General features: G+C 69.0%; 16 protein-coding genes. 11 read left to right on the top strand and 5 right to left on the bottom strand.

Annotated elements, in window-relative coordinates; translation table 11 throughout:
* The first annotated feature begins 3 nt into the window (after nucleotides 1–3).
* The 8 genes from yidC to trmB all read left to right on the top strand — a co-directional run bounded on the left by yidC (nucleotide 4) and on the right by trmB (nucleotide 7565).
* Nucleotides 4–1800 (top strand): membrane protein insertase YidC, encoded by a 1797-nt coding sequence (gene yidC, locus MBEBAB_RS09045; RefSeq protein WP_021697666.1) that lies wholly within the window; start codon nucleotides 4–6, stop codon nucleotides 1798–1800.
* Nucleotides 1797–2438 (top strand): ribosome biogenesis GTP-binding protein YihA/YsxC, encoded by a 642-nt coding sequence (gene yihA / locus MBEBAB_RS09040; protein ID WP_021697665.1) that lies wholly within the window; start codon nucleotides 1797–1799, stop codon nucleotides 2436–2438. Before yidC ends, yihA begins: the two co-directional genes overlap by 4 nt.
* A 40-nt stretch (nucleotides 2439–2478) precedes the next feature.
* Nucleotides 2479–3465, top strand: coding sequence for an LLM class flavin-dependent oxidoreductase (locus MBEBAB_RS09035; RefSeq protein ID WP_045319122.1), 987 nt, complete (start codon nucleotides 2479–2481; stop codon nucleotides 3463–3465).
* 223 nt (nucleotides 3466–3688) lie between these two features.
* On the top strand, nucleotides 3689–4186 hold the full coding sequence (locus MBEBAB_RS09030) for a YciE/YciF ferroxidase family protein (protein WP_021697663.1): 498 nt from the start codon (nucleotides 3689–3691) through the stop codon (nucleotides 4184–4186).
* 217 nt (nucleotides 4187–4403) lie between these two features.
* A complete protein-coding gene (gene argB / locus MBEBAB_RS09025; protein ID WP_021697662.1) occupies nucleotides 4404–5345 on the top strand; it encodes an acetylglutamate kinase in 942 nt (313 codons plus the stop codon).
* Nucleotides 5342–6004, top strand: coding sequence for a pyrimidine 5'-nucleotidase (locus MBEBAB_RS09020; protein WP_045319110.1), 663 nt, complete (start codon nucleotides 5342–5344; stop codon nucleotides 6002–6004). Before argB ends, MBEBAB_RS09020 begins: the two co-directional genes overlap by 4 nt.
* Nucleotides 6001–6852 (top strand): 2,3,4,5-tetrahydropyridine-2,6-dicarboxylate N-succinyltransferase, encoded by an 852-nt coding sequence (gene dapD, locus MBEBAB_RS09015; RefSeq protein WP_021697660.1) that lies wholly within the window; start codon nucleotides 6001–6003, stop codon nucleotides 6850–6852. Before MBEBAB_RS09020 ends, dapD begins: the two co-directional genes overlap by 4 nt.
* Nucleotides 6852–7565: a tRNA (guanosine(46)-N7)-methyltransferase TrmB gene (gene trmB, locus MBEBAB_RS09010; protein ID WP_021697659.1), complete on the top strand. Its 714-nt coding sequence runs from the start codon at nucleotides 6852–6854 to the stop codon at nucleotides 7563–7565. The genes dapD and trmB overlap by 1 nt, the downstream gene beginning before the upstream one ends.
* Here trmB and MBEBAB_RS15135 read toward each other — a convergent pair whose 3' ends face one another.
* Genes MBEBAB_RS15135 through MBEBAB_RS09000 form a run of 3 tightly spaced genes read right to left on the bottom strand, consistent with a single transcriptional unit; the run spans nucleotide 7566 to nucleotide 8547 of the window.
* Complete coding sequence (locus tag MBEBAB_RS15135) at nucleotides 7566–7871, bottom strand: DUF502 domain-containing protein (RefSeq protein ID WP_021697658.1); 306 nt, start codon at nucleotides 7869–7871, stop codon at nucleotides 7566–7568.
* Nucleotides 7862–8317 (bottom strand): DUF502 domain-containing protein, encoded by a 456-nt coding sequence (locus MBEBAB_RS18040; RefSeq protein WP_021697657.1) that lies wholly within the window; start codon nucleotides 8315–8317, stop codon nucleotides 7862–7864. The genes MBEBAB_RS15135 and MBEBAB_RS18040 overlap by 10 nt, the downstream gene beginning before the upstream one ends.
* Nucleotides 8317–8547, bottom strand: coding sequence for a DUF1674 domain-containing protein (locus MBEBAB_RS09000; RefSeq protein ID WP_021697656.1), 231 nt, complete (start codon nucleotides 8545–8547; stop codon nucleotides 8317–8319). The genes MBEBAB_RS18040 and MBEBAB_RS09000 overlap by 1 nt, the downstream gene beginning before the upstream one ends.
* Before the next feature lie 93 nt (nucleotides 8548–8640).
* On the opposite strand from MBEBAB_RS09000, the gene htpX reads away from it, so the two are divergent.
* The gene (gene htpX, locus MBEBAB_RS08995) at nucleotides 8641–9573 is read left to right on the top strand and encodes a zinc metalloprotease HtpX (protein WP_021697655.1); all 933 of its coding nucleotides are present in this window, start codon (nucleotides 8641–8643) and stop codon (nucleotides 9571–9573) included.
* Nucleotides 9574–9605: 32 nt separating this feature from the next.
* On the opposite strand, the gene MBEBAB_RS08990 is transcribed toward htpX, so the two are convergent.
* A complete protein-coding gene (locus tag MBEBAB_RS08990; RefSeq protein WP_045319109.1) occupies nucleotides 9606–9911 on the bottom strand; it encodes a DUF6881 domain-containing protein in 306 nt (101 codons plus the stop codon).
* Nucleotides 9912–9995: 84 nt separating this feature from the next.
* Entirely contained in the window at nucleotides 9996–10868 is an 873-nt protein-coding gene (locus MBEBAB_RS08985) for an isoaspartyl peptidase/L-asparaginase family protein (RefSeq protein ID WP_021697654.1), read from the bottom strand.
* A 107-nt stretch (nucleotides 10869–10975) separates the two neighbouring features.
* On the opposite strand from MBEBAB_RS08985, the gene MBEBAB_RS08980 reads away from it, so the two are divergent.
* Nucleotides 10976–11980 (top strand): NADPH:quinone oxidoreductase family protein, encoded by a 1005-nt coding sequence (locus MBEBAB_RS08980; RefSeq protein WP_021697653.1) that lies wholly within the window; start codon nucleotides 10976–10978, stop codon nucleotides 11978–11980.
* The gene (locus MBEBAB_RS08975) at nucleotides 11977–12696 is read left to right on the top strand and encodes a 2OG-Fe(II) oxygenase (RefSeq protein WP_021697652.1); all 720 of its coding nucleotides are present in this window, start codon (nucleotides 11977–11979) and stop codon (nucleotides 12694–12696) included. The genes MBEBAB_RS08980 and MBEBAB_RS08975 overlap by 4 nt, the downstream gene beginning before the upstream one ends.
* Nucleotides 12697–12805: the final 109 nt, after the last annotated feature.

The following is a 12805-nucleotide window of genomic DNA, read 5'->3' as shown; positions in this document are numbered from 1 at the left end:
CCCATGCAGAATGAGAGCACCCGCAACACGATCCTGTTCATCGTGTGCACCGTGGCGATCCTGCTTCTTTATCAGCTGTTCGTGCTGCAGCCCTCGACCGAGCGCCAGCGCGCCGAGCAGCAGGCCGCGGTCGAGACGACGGTCGACGGCCCCGCCACCGCCTTCCGGCCCGAGACGGCGGTGTTCACCGACCGGCGCACGGCCCTGGCCACCGGCCCGCGCGTGCCGATCAGCACCCCGACCATGGCGGGCTCGCTGTCGCTGCAGGGCGCGCGCATCGACGACCTGTTCCTGACCAACTACCGCGAGACCCTGGACGGGGAGGACCCGGTTGAGCTGTTTCGGCCGCAGGGCACCGAACACGCCTATTTCGCCCAGTTCGGCTGGCTGGGCCAGAACATCCCCGGCGTCCCCGGCCCCAACACCGAATGGACCCTGACCGAGGGCTCGACCCTGGCGCCCGGCGCGCCGGTCACCCTGACCTATGACAACGGCCAGGGCCTGCGCTTCACCCGCCGCATCGAGGTGGACGAGCAGTACGTCTTCACCCTGACCGACACGGTGGCCAATCTGGGTTCGCAGGCCATCACGCTTGCGCCCTACGGCTCGGTGCAGCGGCACGGGGTGCCCGACGACCTGGGCCGCCAGTTCATCCTGCACGAGGGCGCCATCGGCGTTCTGGGCGACCGGCTGCGGCTGGAGAAGTACCGCGACTGGGAGGACGAGCCGCGCATCGCCTATGAGTCCACCGGCGGCTGGCTGGGCATCACCGACAAATACTGGCTGGCGGCCCTGCTGCCCGACCAGACCGAGGCCATCGACGCCGAGCTGCGCGTGCGCCGGGTCGGCGAGGTCAACATCCACGAGGCCAATATCCTGGGCGCGGCGCGGGTCATCAATCCGGGCCGCCAGATCACCGAGACCCAGCGCCTGTTCGCCGGGGCCAAGCGGGCCGAGATCCTGCGCGGCTACGAGAACAGCCTGGGCATCCCGCGCTTCGACCAGGCCATCGACTGGGGCATGTTCTGGTTCCTGACCCGGCCGATCTTCCTGACGGTGGAGTTCTTCTACGGCCTGGTGGGCAATTTCGGCGTCGCCATCCTGCTGCTGACCGTGGTCATCAAGCTGCTGCTCTTCCCCCTGGCCAACAAGAGCTACGAGAGCCTCTCCAAGATGAAGATGCTCGCGCCCAAGATGGAGGAGATCAAGAAGAAGCACGGCTCGGACCCGCAGAAGCAGCAGCAGGAAATGATGGCGCTGTATCAGCGCGAGAAGATCAATCCGCTGGCCGGCTGCCTGCCGATCCTGTTGCAGATCCCGGTGTTCTACGCCCTGTACAAGGTGCTGTTCGTGACCATCGAGATGCGGCACGCGCCCTTCTTCGGCTGGATCCAGGATCTCTCCGCCCGCGACCCCACGAACGTCTGGAACCTGTTCGGCCTGATCCCGTGGGATCCCGCCTCGGTTCCGCTCATCGGCGGCCTGATCGGCGTGTCCAACACCGGCATGGGCGGGTTCACCCTGTCCCTCAGCGTGCTGGCGATCGTCTACGGCCTGACCATGTGGCTGCAGATGTCCATGAACCCGCCGCCGCCGGACCCGGTTCAGCGCAAGATCTTCGCCTTCATGCCGTTCGTGTTCACCTTCATCATGGCCCCGTTCGCGGCCGGCCTGCTGATCTACTGGGCGTGGAACAACATCCTGTCGATCCTGCAGCAGTACGTGATCATGCACCGCTTCAAGGCCGAGAACCCGATCGACAGCTTCATCGACCGGTACATCAGGAAGAAGGCCTCGTGAGCGAGTTCACCGATGAGGAGGTCGAGGCGGCGCGGGTGCTGTTCGCCCGCCCGGCCACCTTCATCATGGGCTGCGCCAAGATCGAGCAGCTGCCCGAGCCGGACCTGCCCGAGGTGGCCTTCGCCGGGCGCTCCAATGTGGGCAAGTCCAGCCTGATCAACGGGCTGGTGGGCATGCACAAGCTGGCCCGCGCCTCCAATGAGCCGGGGCGGACGCGGGAGGTGAACTTCTTCGATCTGGACGGCAAGATGCGTCTGGTGGACCTGCCCGGCTATGGCTGGGCGAAGGCGTCCAGGGGCGAGGTGAAGCGGTTCCAGAACCTGGGCCGGGACTATCTGCGCGGCCGGGTGACCCTGAAGCGGGTCTATCTGCTGATCGACAGCCGCCACGGGCTCAAGAAGGTGGACGACGAGGCCCTGGACGCCCTGGACGAAGCCGCGGTCAGCTACCAGATCGTCCTGACCAAGGCCGACAAGCTCAAGAAGGGCGAGGCCGAGGCCATGGGCGAAAAGACCCTCAAGGCCGTCTCCAAGCGCCCCGCCGCCTATCCCTTCGTGGCCGTGACCTCGGCGGAGAAGGGCCACGGCATCCCCGAACTGCGCGCCGAGATCATGCGCACGACGGGGGTGGTGCTCTAGCGGGGCTTGGGGCGCGGCTCGCGCACCCCATATGGGCGTCATGCCCAGACTTTCCGTACTCGACCTGTCGCCGGTGCCCCAAGGGTCCGACGTTTCCCAGTCCCTCGCCAACACCCTTGATCTGGCCCGACACGCCGAGCGGCGGGGCTATCATCGCTACTGGCTGGCCGAGCACCACAACATGCCGGGCATCGCCAGCGCGGCCACTGCGGTGGTGATCGGCCATGTGGCGGCGGGGACCAGCACCATCCGCGTCGGCGCCGGGGGCATCATGCTGCCCAACCACGCGCCCTATGTGATCGCCGAGCAGTTCGGCACCCTGGCGGCGCTGCATCCGGGCCGCATCGACCTGGGGCTGGGCCGCGCGCCGGGGACGGATCAGGCCACGTCGCGGGCCCTGCGCCGGACGCTGGACGGCGGGGTCGACGACTTCCCCCGCGACGTCATGGAGCTGATGAGCTGGTTCGAACCGGCCGAGGAGGGCCAGCGCATCCGCGCCACGCCGGGCGAGGGGCAGGAGGTTCAGGTCTGGATGCTGGGCTCGTCCACCTACGGGGCGCAGCTGGCGGCCCATCTGGGCCTGCCCTACGCCTTCGCCAGCCATTTCGCCCCGGCCGAGCTGGAGCGGGCGCTGGCCATCTATCGCTCGTCGTTCCAGCCGTCGAAGCGTCTGGGCGAGCCCTATGTGATGCTGGGCTACAATGCCTTCGCCGCCGACACCGACGAGGAGGCAAAGGACCTGTTCACCTCGGTGCAGCAGGCCTTCGTCAATCTGCGCACCGGCAAGGCGGGCAAGCTGCCGCCGCCGCGCCCGGGCTATGCGGAGGCGCTGGACGCGGACGCGCGCGCCATGATCGATCAGGCCCTGTCCTGTTCGGCGGTGGGCTCGCCCGAGACGGTGAAGACGCAGCTGGACGCCTTCATCGATCGTCACAAACCCGACGAGTTGATGGTCACAAGCCAGATCTTCGATCACGCCGCGCGGGTGAAGTCCTATGGGATCCTGGCGGAGGCGGCCGGACGCTGATTGGCTTCGGCCCGGCCTCCGGTCGCGGCGCCTCGAACACGTAGAAGCCCCGCTCCAGCAGCTGTCGCGCGACCTCGGCGTCCAGTGCCGTCGGCCGTGGTTCTGTGTGGTCCCCATCCATGACCCTGTAAACCGGCCGTGTTCGTGATCGGTTCCGGAATGTGGGGAACATTCCCCGCCTCGTCCGGTTGTCGGCGGTCACTCCAATGGAAGGGAAACGGCCATGACCGAGAAGACCCTGGATAACCTGTTCTACGACACCCTCAAGGACATCTATTACGCCGAGCGAAAGATCGCCAAAGCCCTGCCGAAAATGGCCCGCGGCGCGCAATCTCCTGCGCTGAAAGCCGCCTTCGAGAAGCATATCGAGGAGACCGAGGGCCAGATTGAGCGCCTGCAGCAGGTGTTCGACATCATCGGCAAGCGCGCCATGGGCAAGACCTGCGAAGCCATCGAGGGCCTCATCGCCGAGGGCGAGGAAATTCTCGAGGACTACAAGGACACGCCCGCTCTGGACGCCGGTCTGATCTCGGCCGCCCAGGCGGTGGAGCACTACGAGATCGCCCGCTACGGCACCCTGAAGCGCTGGGCCGAACTGCTGGAGCTGCCCGACGCGGTGCGCCTGCTGGACGAGACCCTGAAGGAGGAGTCGAAGACCGACTCGGACCTGAGCAAGCTGGCCGACGAGTCCCCGAACCCGCAGGCCCTGGCGGCGGAATGATAAAGCCCCTCTCCCGGCGGGAGAGGGCTGCGCGCACGGATGCGTGAGCATCCGTGGTTCGCGCGCAGGGTGAGGTCGGGGGCGTCGTCTCGCCCAACCGGCCCTCATCCCCCGCGCGCAGAACCTTCGCTGTCGCTCCGGTGCGCGGGGTCCCCTTCTCCCAATGGGAGAAGGATGAGGTGACAGCGCCGCCCATGTCCGCTATCGCGCCGGGGCGATGAACCAGGTTCCCATCACCGAAGACGAGCGGCAGTCCGAAGACCGCAGCTGGGCCACCGCCAGGACCCTGGCCGAGGCGCTGCCCTATATCCAGGTCTATGACCGCCAGACCGTGGTCATCAAATACGGCGGCCACGCCATGGGCGACGAGGCCGTGGCCAAGCAGTTCGCCGCCGACGTGGTGCTGCTGAAGCTGATGGGCGTGAACCCCGTGGTGGTCCACGGCGGCGGCCCGCAGATCAGCGCCATGCTGGACCGGGCCGGCGTGAAATCCGAGTTCGTGGACGGCCTGCGCGTCACCGACGCGGCCACCATGCAGATCGCCGAGATGGTCCTGTCGGGCGCAGTCAACAAGGAGATCGCCAACTGGATCACCGAGGCCGGGAAACAGGCCGATGTGCGCGGCGTGGGCCTGTCGGGCAAGGACGCCGGCCTGCTGACGGTGGAGAAGACCCGCCGCACCCGCCGCGACCCCGACAGCATGATCGAGCATGAGGTGGATCTCGGCTTCGTGGGCGAACCCACCAGGGTGGACCCCAAGCTGATCCGGGGCCTGATCGCCTCGGAGTCCGAGGACTGGGTGCCGGTGATCGCCCCCATCGGCGTCGCCGAGGACGGCAAGACCTACAACGTCAACGCCGACACGGTGGCGGGCGCGGTGGCCGGGTCGCTGCAGGCCAAAAGAATGCTTCTGCTGACCGATGTGAAGGGCGTGCTGGACAAGGACGGACAGGTGATCCGCCAGATGACCGTGGCCGAGGCCGAACAGCTGATCGCCGACGGCGTCGCCACCGGCGGCATGATCCCCAAGCTGGAGACCGCCATGGCGGCGGTGAAGGCCGGGGTCGAGGCGGTGGTCATCCTGGACGGACGGCGCAGCCACGCCATGCTGGTGGAGCTGTTCACCGAGCACGGCGCCGGAACCCTGGTGAAGGCGTGAGCCCGTCCCTCGATCACGTCGAGCACTGGGTGTTCGACATGGACAACACCCTTTATCCGGCCGAATGCGGCCTGATGGGGCGGGTGCAGGACCGCATCAACGCCTTCTTCGTGCGCACCGTGGGCATGGGCCCGGCCGAGGCGCGCCAGCTGCAGCTGAAATATCTTCGCGACCACGGCACCTCGCTGAGCGGCCTGATGCTGAACCATCGGGTGGACCCCGGCGCCTTTCTGGACGAGGTGCACCGGGTCGAGCTGGACTGCCTGACGCCGGACCCGGTGCTGCGGGATGGTCTGTCGCGCCTGCCGGGGCGGCGGCTGATCTTCACCAACGGGGCGGCGGCCCATGCGGAGCGGGTGCTGGACGCCCTGAAGATCGCCGACCTGTTCCACGACGTGTTCCACATCGAGGCCTCGGACCTGATCCCCAAGCCGGACCCGCGCGCCTTCACCCGCATGATCGAGCGGCACGGGGTCGATCCGCGCCGCGCCGCCTTCTTCGAGGACACCGAGAAGAACCTGAAGCCCGCCGCCGACATGGGCATGGCCACGGTGCTGGTGGGCGCCCACGCCCCGGCCTCCACCGCCCCCTTCGTGGATCACCGCACCGAGACCCTGCCGCCGTTCCTGAACCGCCTGCCCTTGAGAGACGCCGCATGACCCATCCGCTGGAATCCGTGATCGAAACCGCCTGGGAAAATCGCGCCGATCTGTCGCCGTCCACGACCGGGCAGGCGCGCGACGCGGTGATGGAGGCCCTGGACCTGCTGGACTCCGGTCAGGCCCGGGTGGCCTCGCGCGGCGAGGACGGCGTCTGGACCACCCACCAGTGGCTGAAGAAGGCGGTGCTGCTGTCCTTCCGCCTCAACGACAACACGGTCATGTCCACGGCGGGCAAGGGCTTCGGCTCGCCCCACGCCGGTCACGGCCCCTGGTGGGACAAGGTCCCCAACAAGTTCGGGACCTGGCACGCCGAACAGTTCCGCGCCGCGGGCTTCCGCGCCGTGCCGGGCAGCTTCGTGCGCCACGGCGCCTTCATCGGCCGCAATGTGGTCCTGATGCCCTCCTTCGTGAACATCGGGGCCTATGTGGACGAGGGCGCCATGGTGGACGCCTGGGCCACGGTCGGGTCGTGCGCCCAGATCGGCAAGAATGTGCACCTGTCCGGCGGGGCGGGCATCGGCGGGGTGCTGGAGCCCCTGCAGGCCAACCCCACCATCATCGAGGACGGCTGTTTCATCGGCGCCCGCGCCGAGGTGGCCGAGGGCGTCATCGTGCGCGAGGGCGCGGTGCTGGCCATGGGCGTCTATCTGTCGGCCTCCACGAAGATCGTGGACCGGGCCACCGGCGAGGTGTTCCGGGGCGAGGTGCCGGCGTATTCCGTCGTGGTGCCCGGCGCCCTGCCCGATCCCAACGGCGGGCCGTCCCTGTACTGCGCCGTCATCGTCAAGCGCGTGGACGCCCAGACCCGGGCCAAGACCGGCGTCAACGAACTGCTGCGGGACTGATGAGCGAACCCGACGACAAGACCGAAGGCCCTGCGCCCAGCTGGGGCCCCATGCGCTCGTTCGGGCGCATCCGCTCGCGCACGCTGAAACCGCGCCAGGCGGCCCTGTTCGACACCCTGCTGCCGACCATCGCCCTGCCCGACCCCGAGGCGGGGCCGATCGATCCGAAGGCCCTGATGCCCGAGGCGACCGAGGTCTGGATCGAGATCGGCTTCGGGGGCGGCGAGCATCTGGCCGAACAGGCGCGACGTCATCCCCACGCCCTGATGATCGGCTGCGAGCCCTTCCTGAACGGGGTGGGTTCGGCCCTGCGTCATGTGGAGGAGATGGGGCTGAAGAACGTGCGCCTGCACGCCGGGGACGCGCGGGCGGTGATGGCGGCCCTGCCGGACGCCAGTCTGGACCGGGTCATGATCCTGTTCCCCGACCCCTGGCCCAAGGCGCGGCACAACAAGCGCCGCCTGATCCAGGACGAGACGGCGGTGGAGATCGCGCGGGTGCTGAAGCCCGGCGGCCGGCTGCGCTTCGTCACCGACTGGAAGGACTACGCCGCCTGGGCCCACGAACGGTTCCTGCGCACCGAGGGGCTTGAATGGCAGGCCGAGCGGGCCGACGACTGGCGCACCGCGCCCGCCGACCATGTCACCACCCGCTATGAGGAAAAGCAGCTGGGCGACACCCCGCCGCTGTTCCTTGAGTTCGTGCGGACCTGATCAGCTCTGGTCGGGGATGATCGGCGGGGGCGATCCCTGCGGATCGGGATGGCCGGTGGTGCGGTACTTGACCGTCTCGGGCGAGATGACACCGGCCGAGACGATGAACTGGATGGCCTCGTTCAGGGTCCAGTCCAGCCACACCAGCCGCTCCACCGGCACGATCTCCACATAGCCCGAGGTCGGGTTCGGCGTGGTCGGCACATAGACCGCCGCCAGCTCCTCGCCCGTGTCCGAGGCGCGGAAGCGCTGGGTGACCAGGCCCACGGTGCGCATCTCGGGCGAGGGGAACTCGATCAGCACCACCTTCTGGGCGCCTCGGTGGGGGACTGGAAGCTGGCGATCAGCTGGCGCGCCGAGCCATAGACCACGCTGCCCACCGGGATGCGGGTGATGAAGTCCTCCACCATCCGGCCCACCAGCCGCCCGATGACGCCCTTGGCCATTAGCCCGATCACCACCAGGGCCCCCAAGGCCACCACGATGTTCAGCACGGTGGAGGTCACCGGATGCAGCAGGAAGCCTTCCAGCCCCGGGGCGATCATCAGGACCGTGGCGTTGAACGGTCCGGTCATCAGCCCGCCCACGAAGGCGGCCACCTGCAGCACCAGCCACAGCACCCAGAGCGTCAGGGCCAGCGGCGCCACCGCCACAGCGCCCACCACCAGGGCCTCGGAGGCGCGGGCGGCCCAGGACTTCACCCGGATCCGGGTCAGGCGAAGTTCCTCGTCGGTGAAGGCCCAGCGTTTCATCAGAAATCCACCGCCAGGCCTTTTTTCTCCCAGTCGCCATAGCGCGTCGGCTCGGCCCCGCGCGGCCCGCCCTGTTCGGGCGGCAGGTCCAGCGGCGGCGCGGCGGCGCGGCGGGCGGCGGCCTCCTCCAGCGCGCGGCGCGCGGCGGGGCTCAGGGGCTTGTCCTGGGCGGCGTCCGGCAGGTCCGGGTTCAGCAGGACAGGAATGTCATCGGCGGGCTGATCGGTCACGGGCGGAAGCTCTTGAGGCGGGGACGGTCCCGCTCCACATAGTATGCAACAGGGGCGGCGACAAAGCCCGCCCGATCATTCACACGGAAAACGATGAACCACATCAAGACCTTCATCCTGCTGGCCGCCATGACCGCCCTGTTCGTGGGCGTCGGTTATCTGATCGGCGGGGCCACAGGCATGCTGATCGCCCTGGTGTTCGCGGTGGCGCTGAACTTCGTCAGCTACTGGAACGCCGACAAGATCGTGCTGAAGATGTACCGGGCCCAGCCGGTGGACGAGAGCCACCCCGACCCGGTGGTGCGCAACTATGTGGCCGACACAAAAGCCATGGCGGCGAGCGCGGGCCTGCCCCTGCCCAACATCGTCATCATCCCCAATGACCAGCCCAACGCCTTCGCCACGGGCCGCAATCCCGACAACGCGGCGGTGGCGGCCACCACCGGTCTGCTGCGCATGCTGAACCGGGCCGAGATCCGCGGCGTCATGGCCCACGAACTGGCCCATGTGAAGAACCGCGACACCCTGGTCATGACGGTGACGGCGACCATCGCCGGCGCCATCGCGGCCCTGGCCAATTTCGCCCTGTTCTTCGGCGGGCGCGACCGGCCCGGCGGCATCATCGGGACCCTGGCCATCATGCTGCTGGCGCCCATGGCGGCCGCGCTGGTGCAGATGGCCATCAGCCGCACCCGCGAATACGGCGCGGACCGGGTGGGCGCGGAGATCGCGGGCGACCCCCAGGCCCTGGCGTCGGCGCTGGCGAAGATGGAGCGCTACGCCCGCGGCGAGCTGAACGTGGCGGCCGAGCGCAATCCCGCCACCGCCCACATGTTCATCATCAATCCCCTGAACGGAAAGGGCGCTGACAACCTGTTCTCGACCCACCCGGCCACCGCCAACCGCATCAAGGCCCTCAACGAAATGGGCGGCGGATCGCGCCCGGCCTTCTTCGCCGAGCCGGAAGCCCCGCGCGCCGGCGCCTTCGTGCCGGTGACGGGCGAGCGGCGCGGGCCGTGGGGGTGAGGGGGGCAGATGCTACGGGTTGTGGCGGGTGGCTAGGAGACGTTCCAGAACGGCGTGTCCACGCCCCTCGCCCACGTCGCATCGAACTCGTGCGACGTGATCTCTTCTGCAGTCACGCCCTGGAAAATGGTAGGAAGGGAGCCCTCAATAAGAGAGGGACATGGCTTGCCACCGCGCTCCTCGATCTCAATGCTATTTCGAGTCACGCTTCCGTCAGGAAAGACCTCGGCAGAGCGCAGGACCGCGTCGGCTTCTTCGTCTAACTCATAGAGCAGCCAAATCGGCTCGCCCGGAGGGACGTGAAGATCGGGCCAGCGCGCACGAAGGTGCTTCAGCATTGGTAGAACGTAGCGCCACGCTGAACTCCCGCAAGGGGGCGACAACAGTCGCCGCTCAACAGCGCCGGCAAGCCAACCGCCGGGCTACCCGAACACCTCCACCCCGATCTCCCCGGACACGTCCAGCCAGGCGCGCTTCATGCCCTGGCTGTTGAAGGGATCGGCGCGGTTGCCGTGGCGGTCCAGGGCGATCAGGCCGCCGTCGCCGCCCATGGCGCCGATCCGGTCGATGACGGCGCGGGCGGCCGGGGCCAGGGGCTGGTTGGCGGCCACGCGCCAGGCGGTCTGGGCGGCGGCGGCGGTGCGGATGAAATACTCCCCCTGGCCGGTGCAGGACACCGCCGCATGGTCGTCGGCCCAGGTGCCGGCGGCGGGTATGGGGGTGTCGCCCACGCGGCCGGGCATCTTGCCGAACACCCCGGCGGTGGAGGTGGCCGCCGCCAGGCGCCCCTGCGCGTCCAGCACCACGCAGCCCACGGTGCCGTGGGCCAGGGTTCCGGGCGGATGGTTGTCGTCGCCCTGTCCGGCGCGGGTGAACCAGGCCTCGGGATCGTCCACCGCCTCCAGTCGCTGATCGCGGGCGAAGTCGGCGGCGCCCTGGCCGGCCAGCATGACGTGGGGGGTCTTCTCCATCACCGCCCGGGCGGCGCGGATGGGGTTGCGGAAGCCCTGCAGCGCGGCCACGGCCCCGGCCTTCTGGGTGGCGCCGTCCATCAGGCTGGCGTCCAGCTCATAGCGGCCATCCAGATTGGGCGAGGCCCCGCGCCCGGCCACATAAAGCCCGGAGTCCTCCAGCAGCACCACCGCCTCCACCGTCACGTCCAGAGCCGAGGCGCCGTCCGCCAGGCGCGCGGCCATGGCCTCGACCACCGCGCGCATGTTGGCGATCTCGCGGTCGTAGTTTTCCGACCGGCGGGCGCCGGCGCCGCCGTGCAGAACGAGGGCTGGACGGGTCATGATCGGGTCTTCCTGAAGCGTTCGCCCTTTTCACGGGCCTTTGCGCTCATTAGCCTTCGAAGGAGACGGGCGCCACCGCCCGCACACCAGCTTCAACGAGGTTCGATTTGCGCGCGGTCCTGTCCCATGCCCCCGGCGGCCCCGAGACCCTGACGGTCGAGGAGGTCAACGACCCCACCCCCGGCAAGGGCCAGGTGGTGATCGAGGTGAAGGCGGTGGGGATCAATTTCCCCGACACCCTGATCATCGAGGACAAGTACCAGTTCAGACCCGAGCGCCCCTTCTCCCCCGGCGCCGAGGTGGCCGGGGTGGTCGAGGCGGTGGGCGAGGGCGTCAAGAATGTGCGCAAGGGCGACCGGGTCATCGCCGTGCCCGGCTGGGGCGGGCTGGTGGAGCGCATCGCCGTGCCCGCCACCCACGTCATCCCCATGCCCAAGGAGATGTCCTTCGAGGAGGGCGCCGCCCTCGTGATGACCTATGGCACCAGCTACTATGCGCTGAAGGACCGGGCGCGGCTGAAGGAGGGTGAGACCCTTCTGGTGCTGGGCGCGGCGGGCGGCGTGGGCGCCGCGGCGGTCGAGCTGGGCAAGGCCATGGGCGCGCGGGTCGTGGCCGCCGCCTCCACCGGCGACAAGGTGGAGTTCGCCCTGGAGCTGGGGGCCGACAACGGCCTGATCTATCCCACCGGCCCCATGGACAAGGCGGCCCAGAAGGAGCTGTCCGGCGAGCTGAAACTGGCCACGGGCCGCGACGGCGCCGATGTGGTGTTCGACGGCGTCGGCGGCGACTACGCCGAGCCGGCCGTGCGGGCCATGGACTGGGACGGCCGCTATCTGGTGGTGGGCTTCCCGGCGGGGATCCCGTCCCTGCCGCTGAACCTGACCCTTTTGAAGTCGGTGTCCATCGTCGGGGTGTTCTGGGGCGCCCATGTGGCCCGCGAGCCGGAGCAGCACGCCGCCAACATGGCCGACCTGATGCGCCTGTACGCCGAGGGCAAGATCCGGCCCCGGGTGTCGCGCACCTTCCCCCTGCACAAGGCGGGCGAGGCCATCCAGGCGCTGGGCGACCGTCAGGCCCTGGGCAAGATCGTGGTCACGGTCGAGGACCGGTGACCGCCGTCGCCCTCAACCCGGCTGTGGATTTGACGGCGGGCGCGCAGGCCCTCGCCGGGCGCGGCCGGGCGCGGGTGGCGGGCGTCCTGACGACGGAGGCCGCTCAGGCGCTGCACGGGGCTCTCGCCGACGACGGCCTGGCCTGGCGGCGCAGTCTGGACAATCCGGCCAATGTGGACGTGCCGGTCAGCGTGTTCGAGGGGCAGCCCGTGGATGAGCAGGCCCGGCTCATCGCCATGGTTCACGAGGGCGCCCGCGACGGCTTCCAGTATGTCTACGACCGTTTCCGCATCGGCTACGGGGTCCAGACCGGCGAGGCCATGCCGCAGGCGCTGGCCGAACTCTACACCCTGTTCAACAGCGAGCCGTGGCTGGACTTCGCGCGGCGCCTGACCGGGGACGAGCGCATCGCCCATGTGGACGCCATGGCCACCCGCTTCGGGCCGGGCCAGTTCCTCAACGGCCACAATGACCACCATGAGAAGGCCGGGCGGCTCTACGCCTATGTGCTGAACCTGTGCCCGCGCTGGCGGGCGGAATGGGGCGGGCTGCTGCTGTTCAAGGACGATGCGGGCGAGGTGGTGGAGGCCTTCACCCCCGGCTTCAATGTGCTGAACGTGTTCCGCGTGCCCCAGGCCCATGCGGTGTCCATGGTCACGCCCTTCGCCGGCGCCCCGCGTCTGTCGATCACCGGCTGGTGGCGCACGCACCCCTGAGCCTGTCTCCTCCCCCATAAGCGCAGCGCATGGGGGAGGGGGACCGCGAAGCGGTGGAGGGGGCGAACCTCGAGCACGGTGGATGGGGTCGCCCCTCCACCACTCCTTC

The sequence above is a fragment of the Brevundimonas abyssalis TAR-001 genome (assembly GCF_000466985.1).
Classification (GTDB): Bacteria; Pseudomonadota; Alphaproteobacteria; order Caulobacterales; family Caulobacteraceae; genus Brevundimonas; species Brevundimonas abyssalis.
Note: the sequence above shows the minus strand (reverse complement) of the source record. Positions and strands in the feature narration are given on the sequence as shown.

Bases quoted from the DNA above. Each gene is read 5' to 3' on its own strand.
- trmB (WP_021697659.1), top strand. From the start codon at position 6,852: ATGAGCGAACCCGACGACAAGACCGAAGGCCCTGCGCCCAGCTGGGGC.
- yidC (WP_021697666.1), top strand. From the start codon at position 4: ATGCAGAATGAGAGCACCCGCAACACGATCCTGTTCATCGTGTGCACC.
- htpX (WP_021697655.1), top strand. From the start codon at position 8,641: ATGAACCACATCAAGACCTTCATCCTGCTGGCCGCCATGACCGCCCTG.
- MBEBAB_RS09035 (WP_045319122.1), top strand. From the start codon at position 2,479: ATGCCCAGACTTTCCGTACTCGACCTGTCGCCGGTGCCCCAAGGGTCC.
- MBEBAB_RS08990 (WP_045319109.1), bottom strand. From the start codon at position 9,911: ATGCTGAAGCACCTTCGTGCGCGCTGGCCCGATCTTCACGTCCCTCCG.
- MBEBAB_RS08985 (WP_021697654.1), bottom strand. From the start codon at position 10,868: ATGACCCGTCCAGCCCTCGTTCTGCACGGCGGCGCCGGCGCCCGCCGG.
- MBEBAB_RS18040 (WP_021697657.1), bottom strand. From the start codon at position 8,317: ATGAAACGCTGGGCCTTCACCGACGAGGAACTTCGCCTGACCCGGATC.
- dapD (WP_021697660.1), top strand. From the start codon at position 6,001: ATGACCCATCCGCTGGAATCCGTGATCGAAACCGCCTGGGAAAATCGC.
- MBEBAB_RS09030 (WP_021697663.1), top strand. From the start codon at position 3,689: ATGACCGAGAAGACCCTGGATAACCTGTTCTACGACACCCTCAAGGAC.
- argB (WP_021697662.1), top strand. From the start codon at position 4,404: ATGAACCAGGTTCCCATCACCGAAGACGAGCGGCAGTCCGAAGACCGC.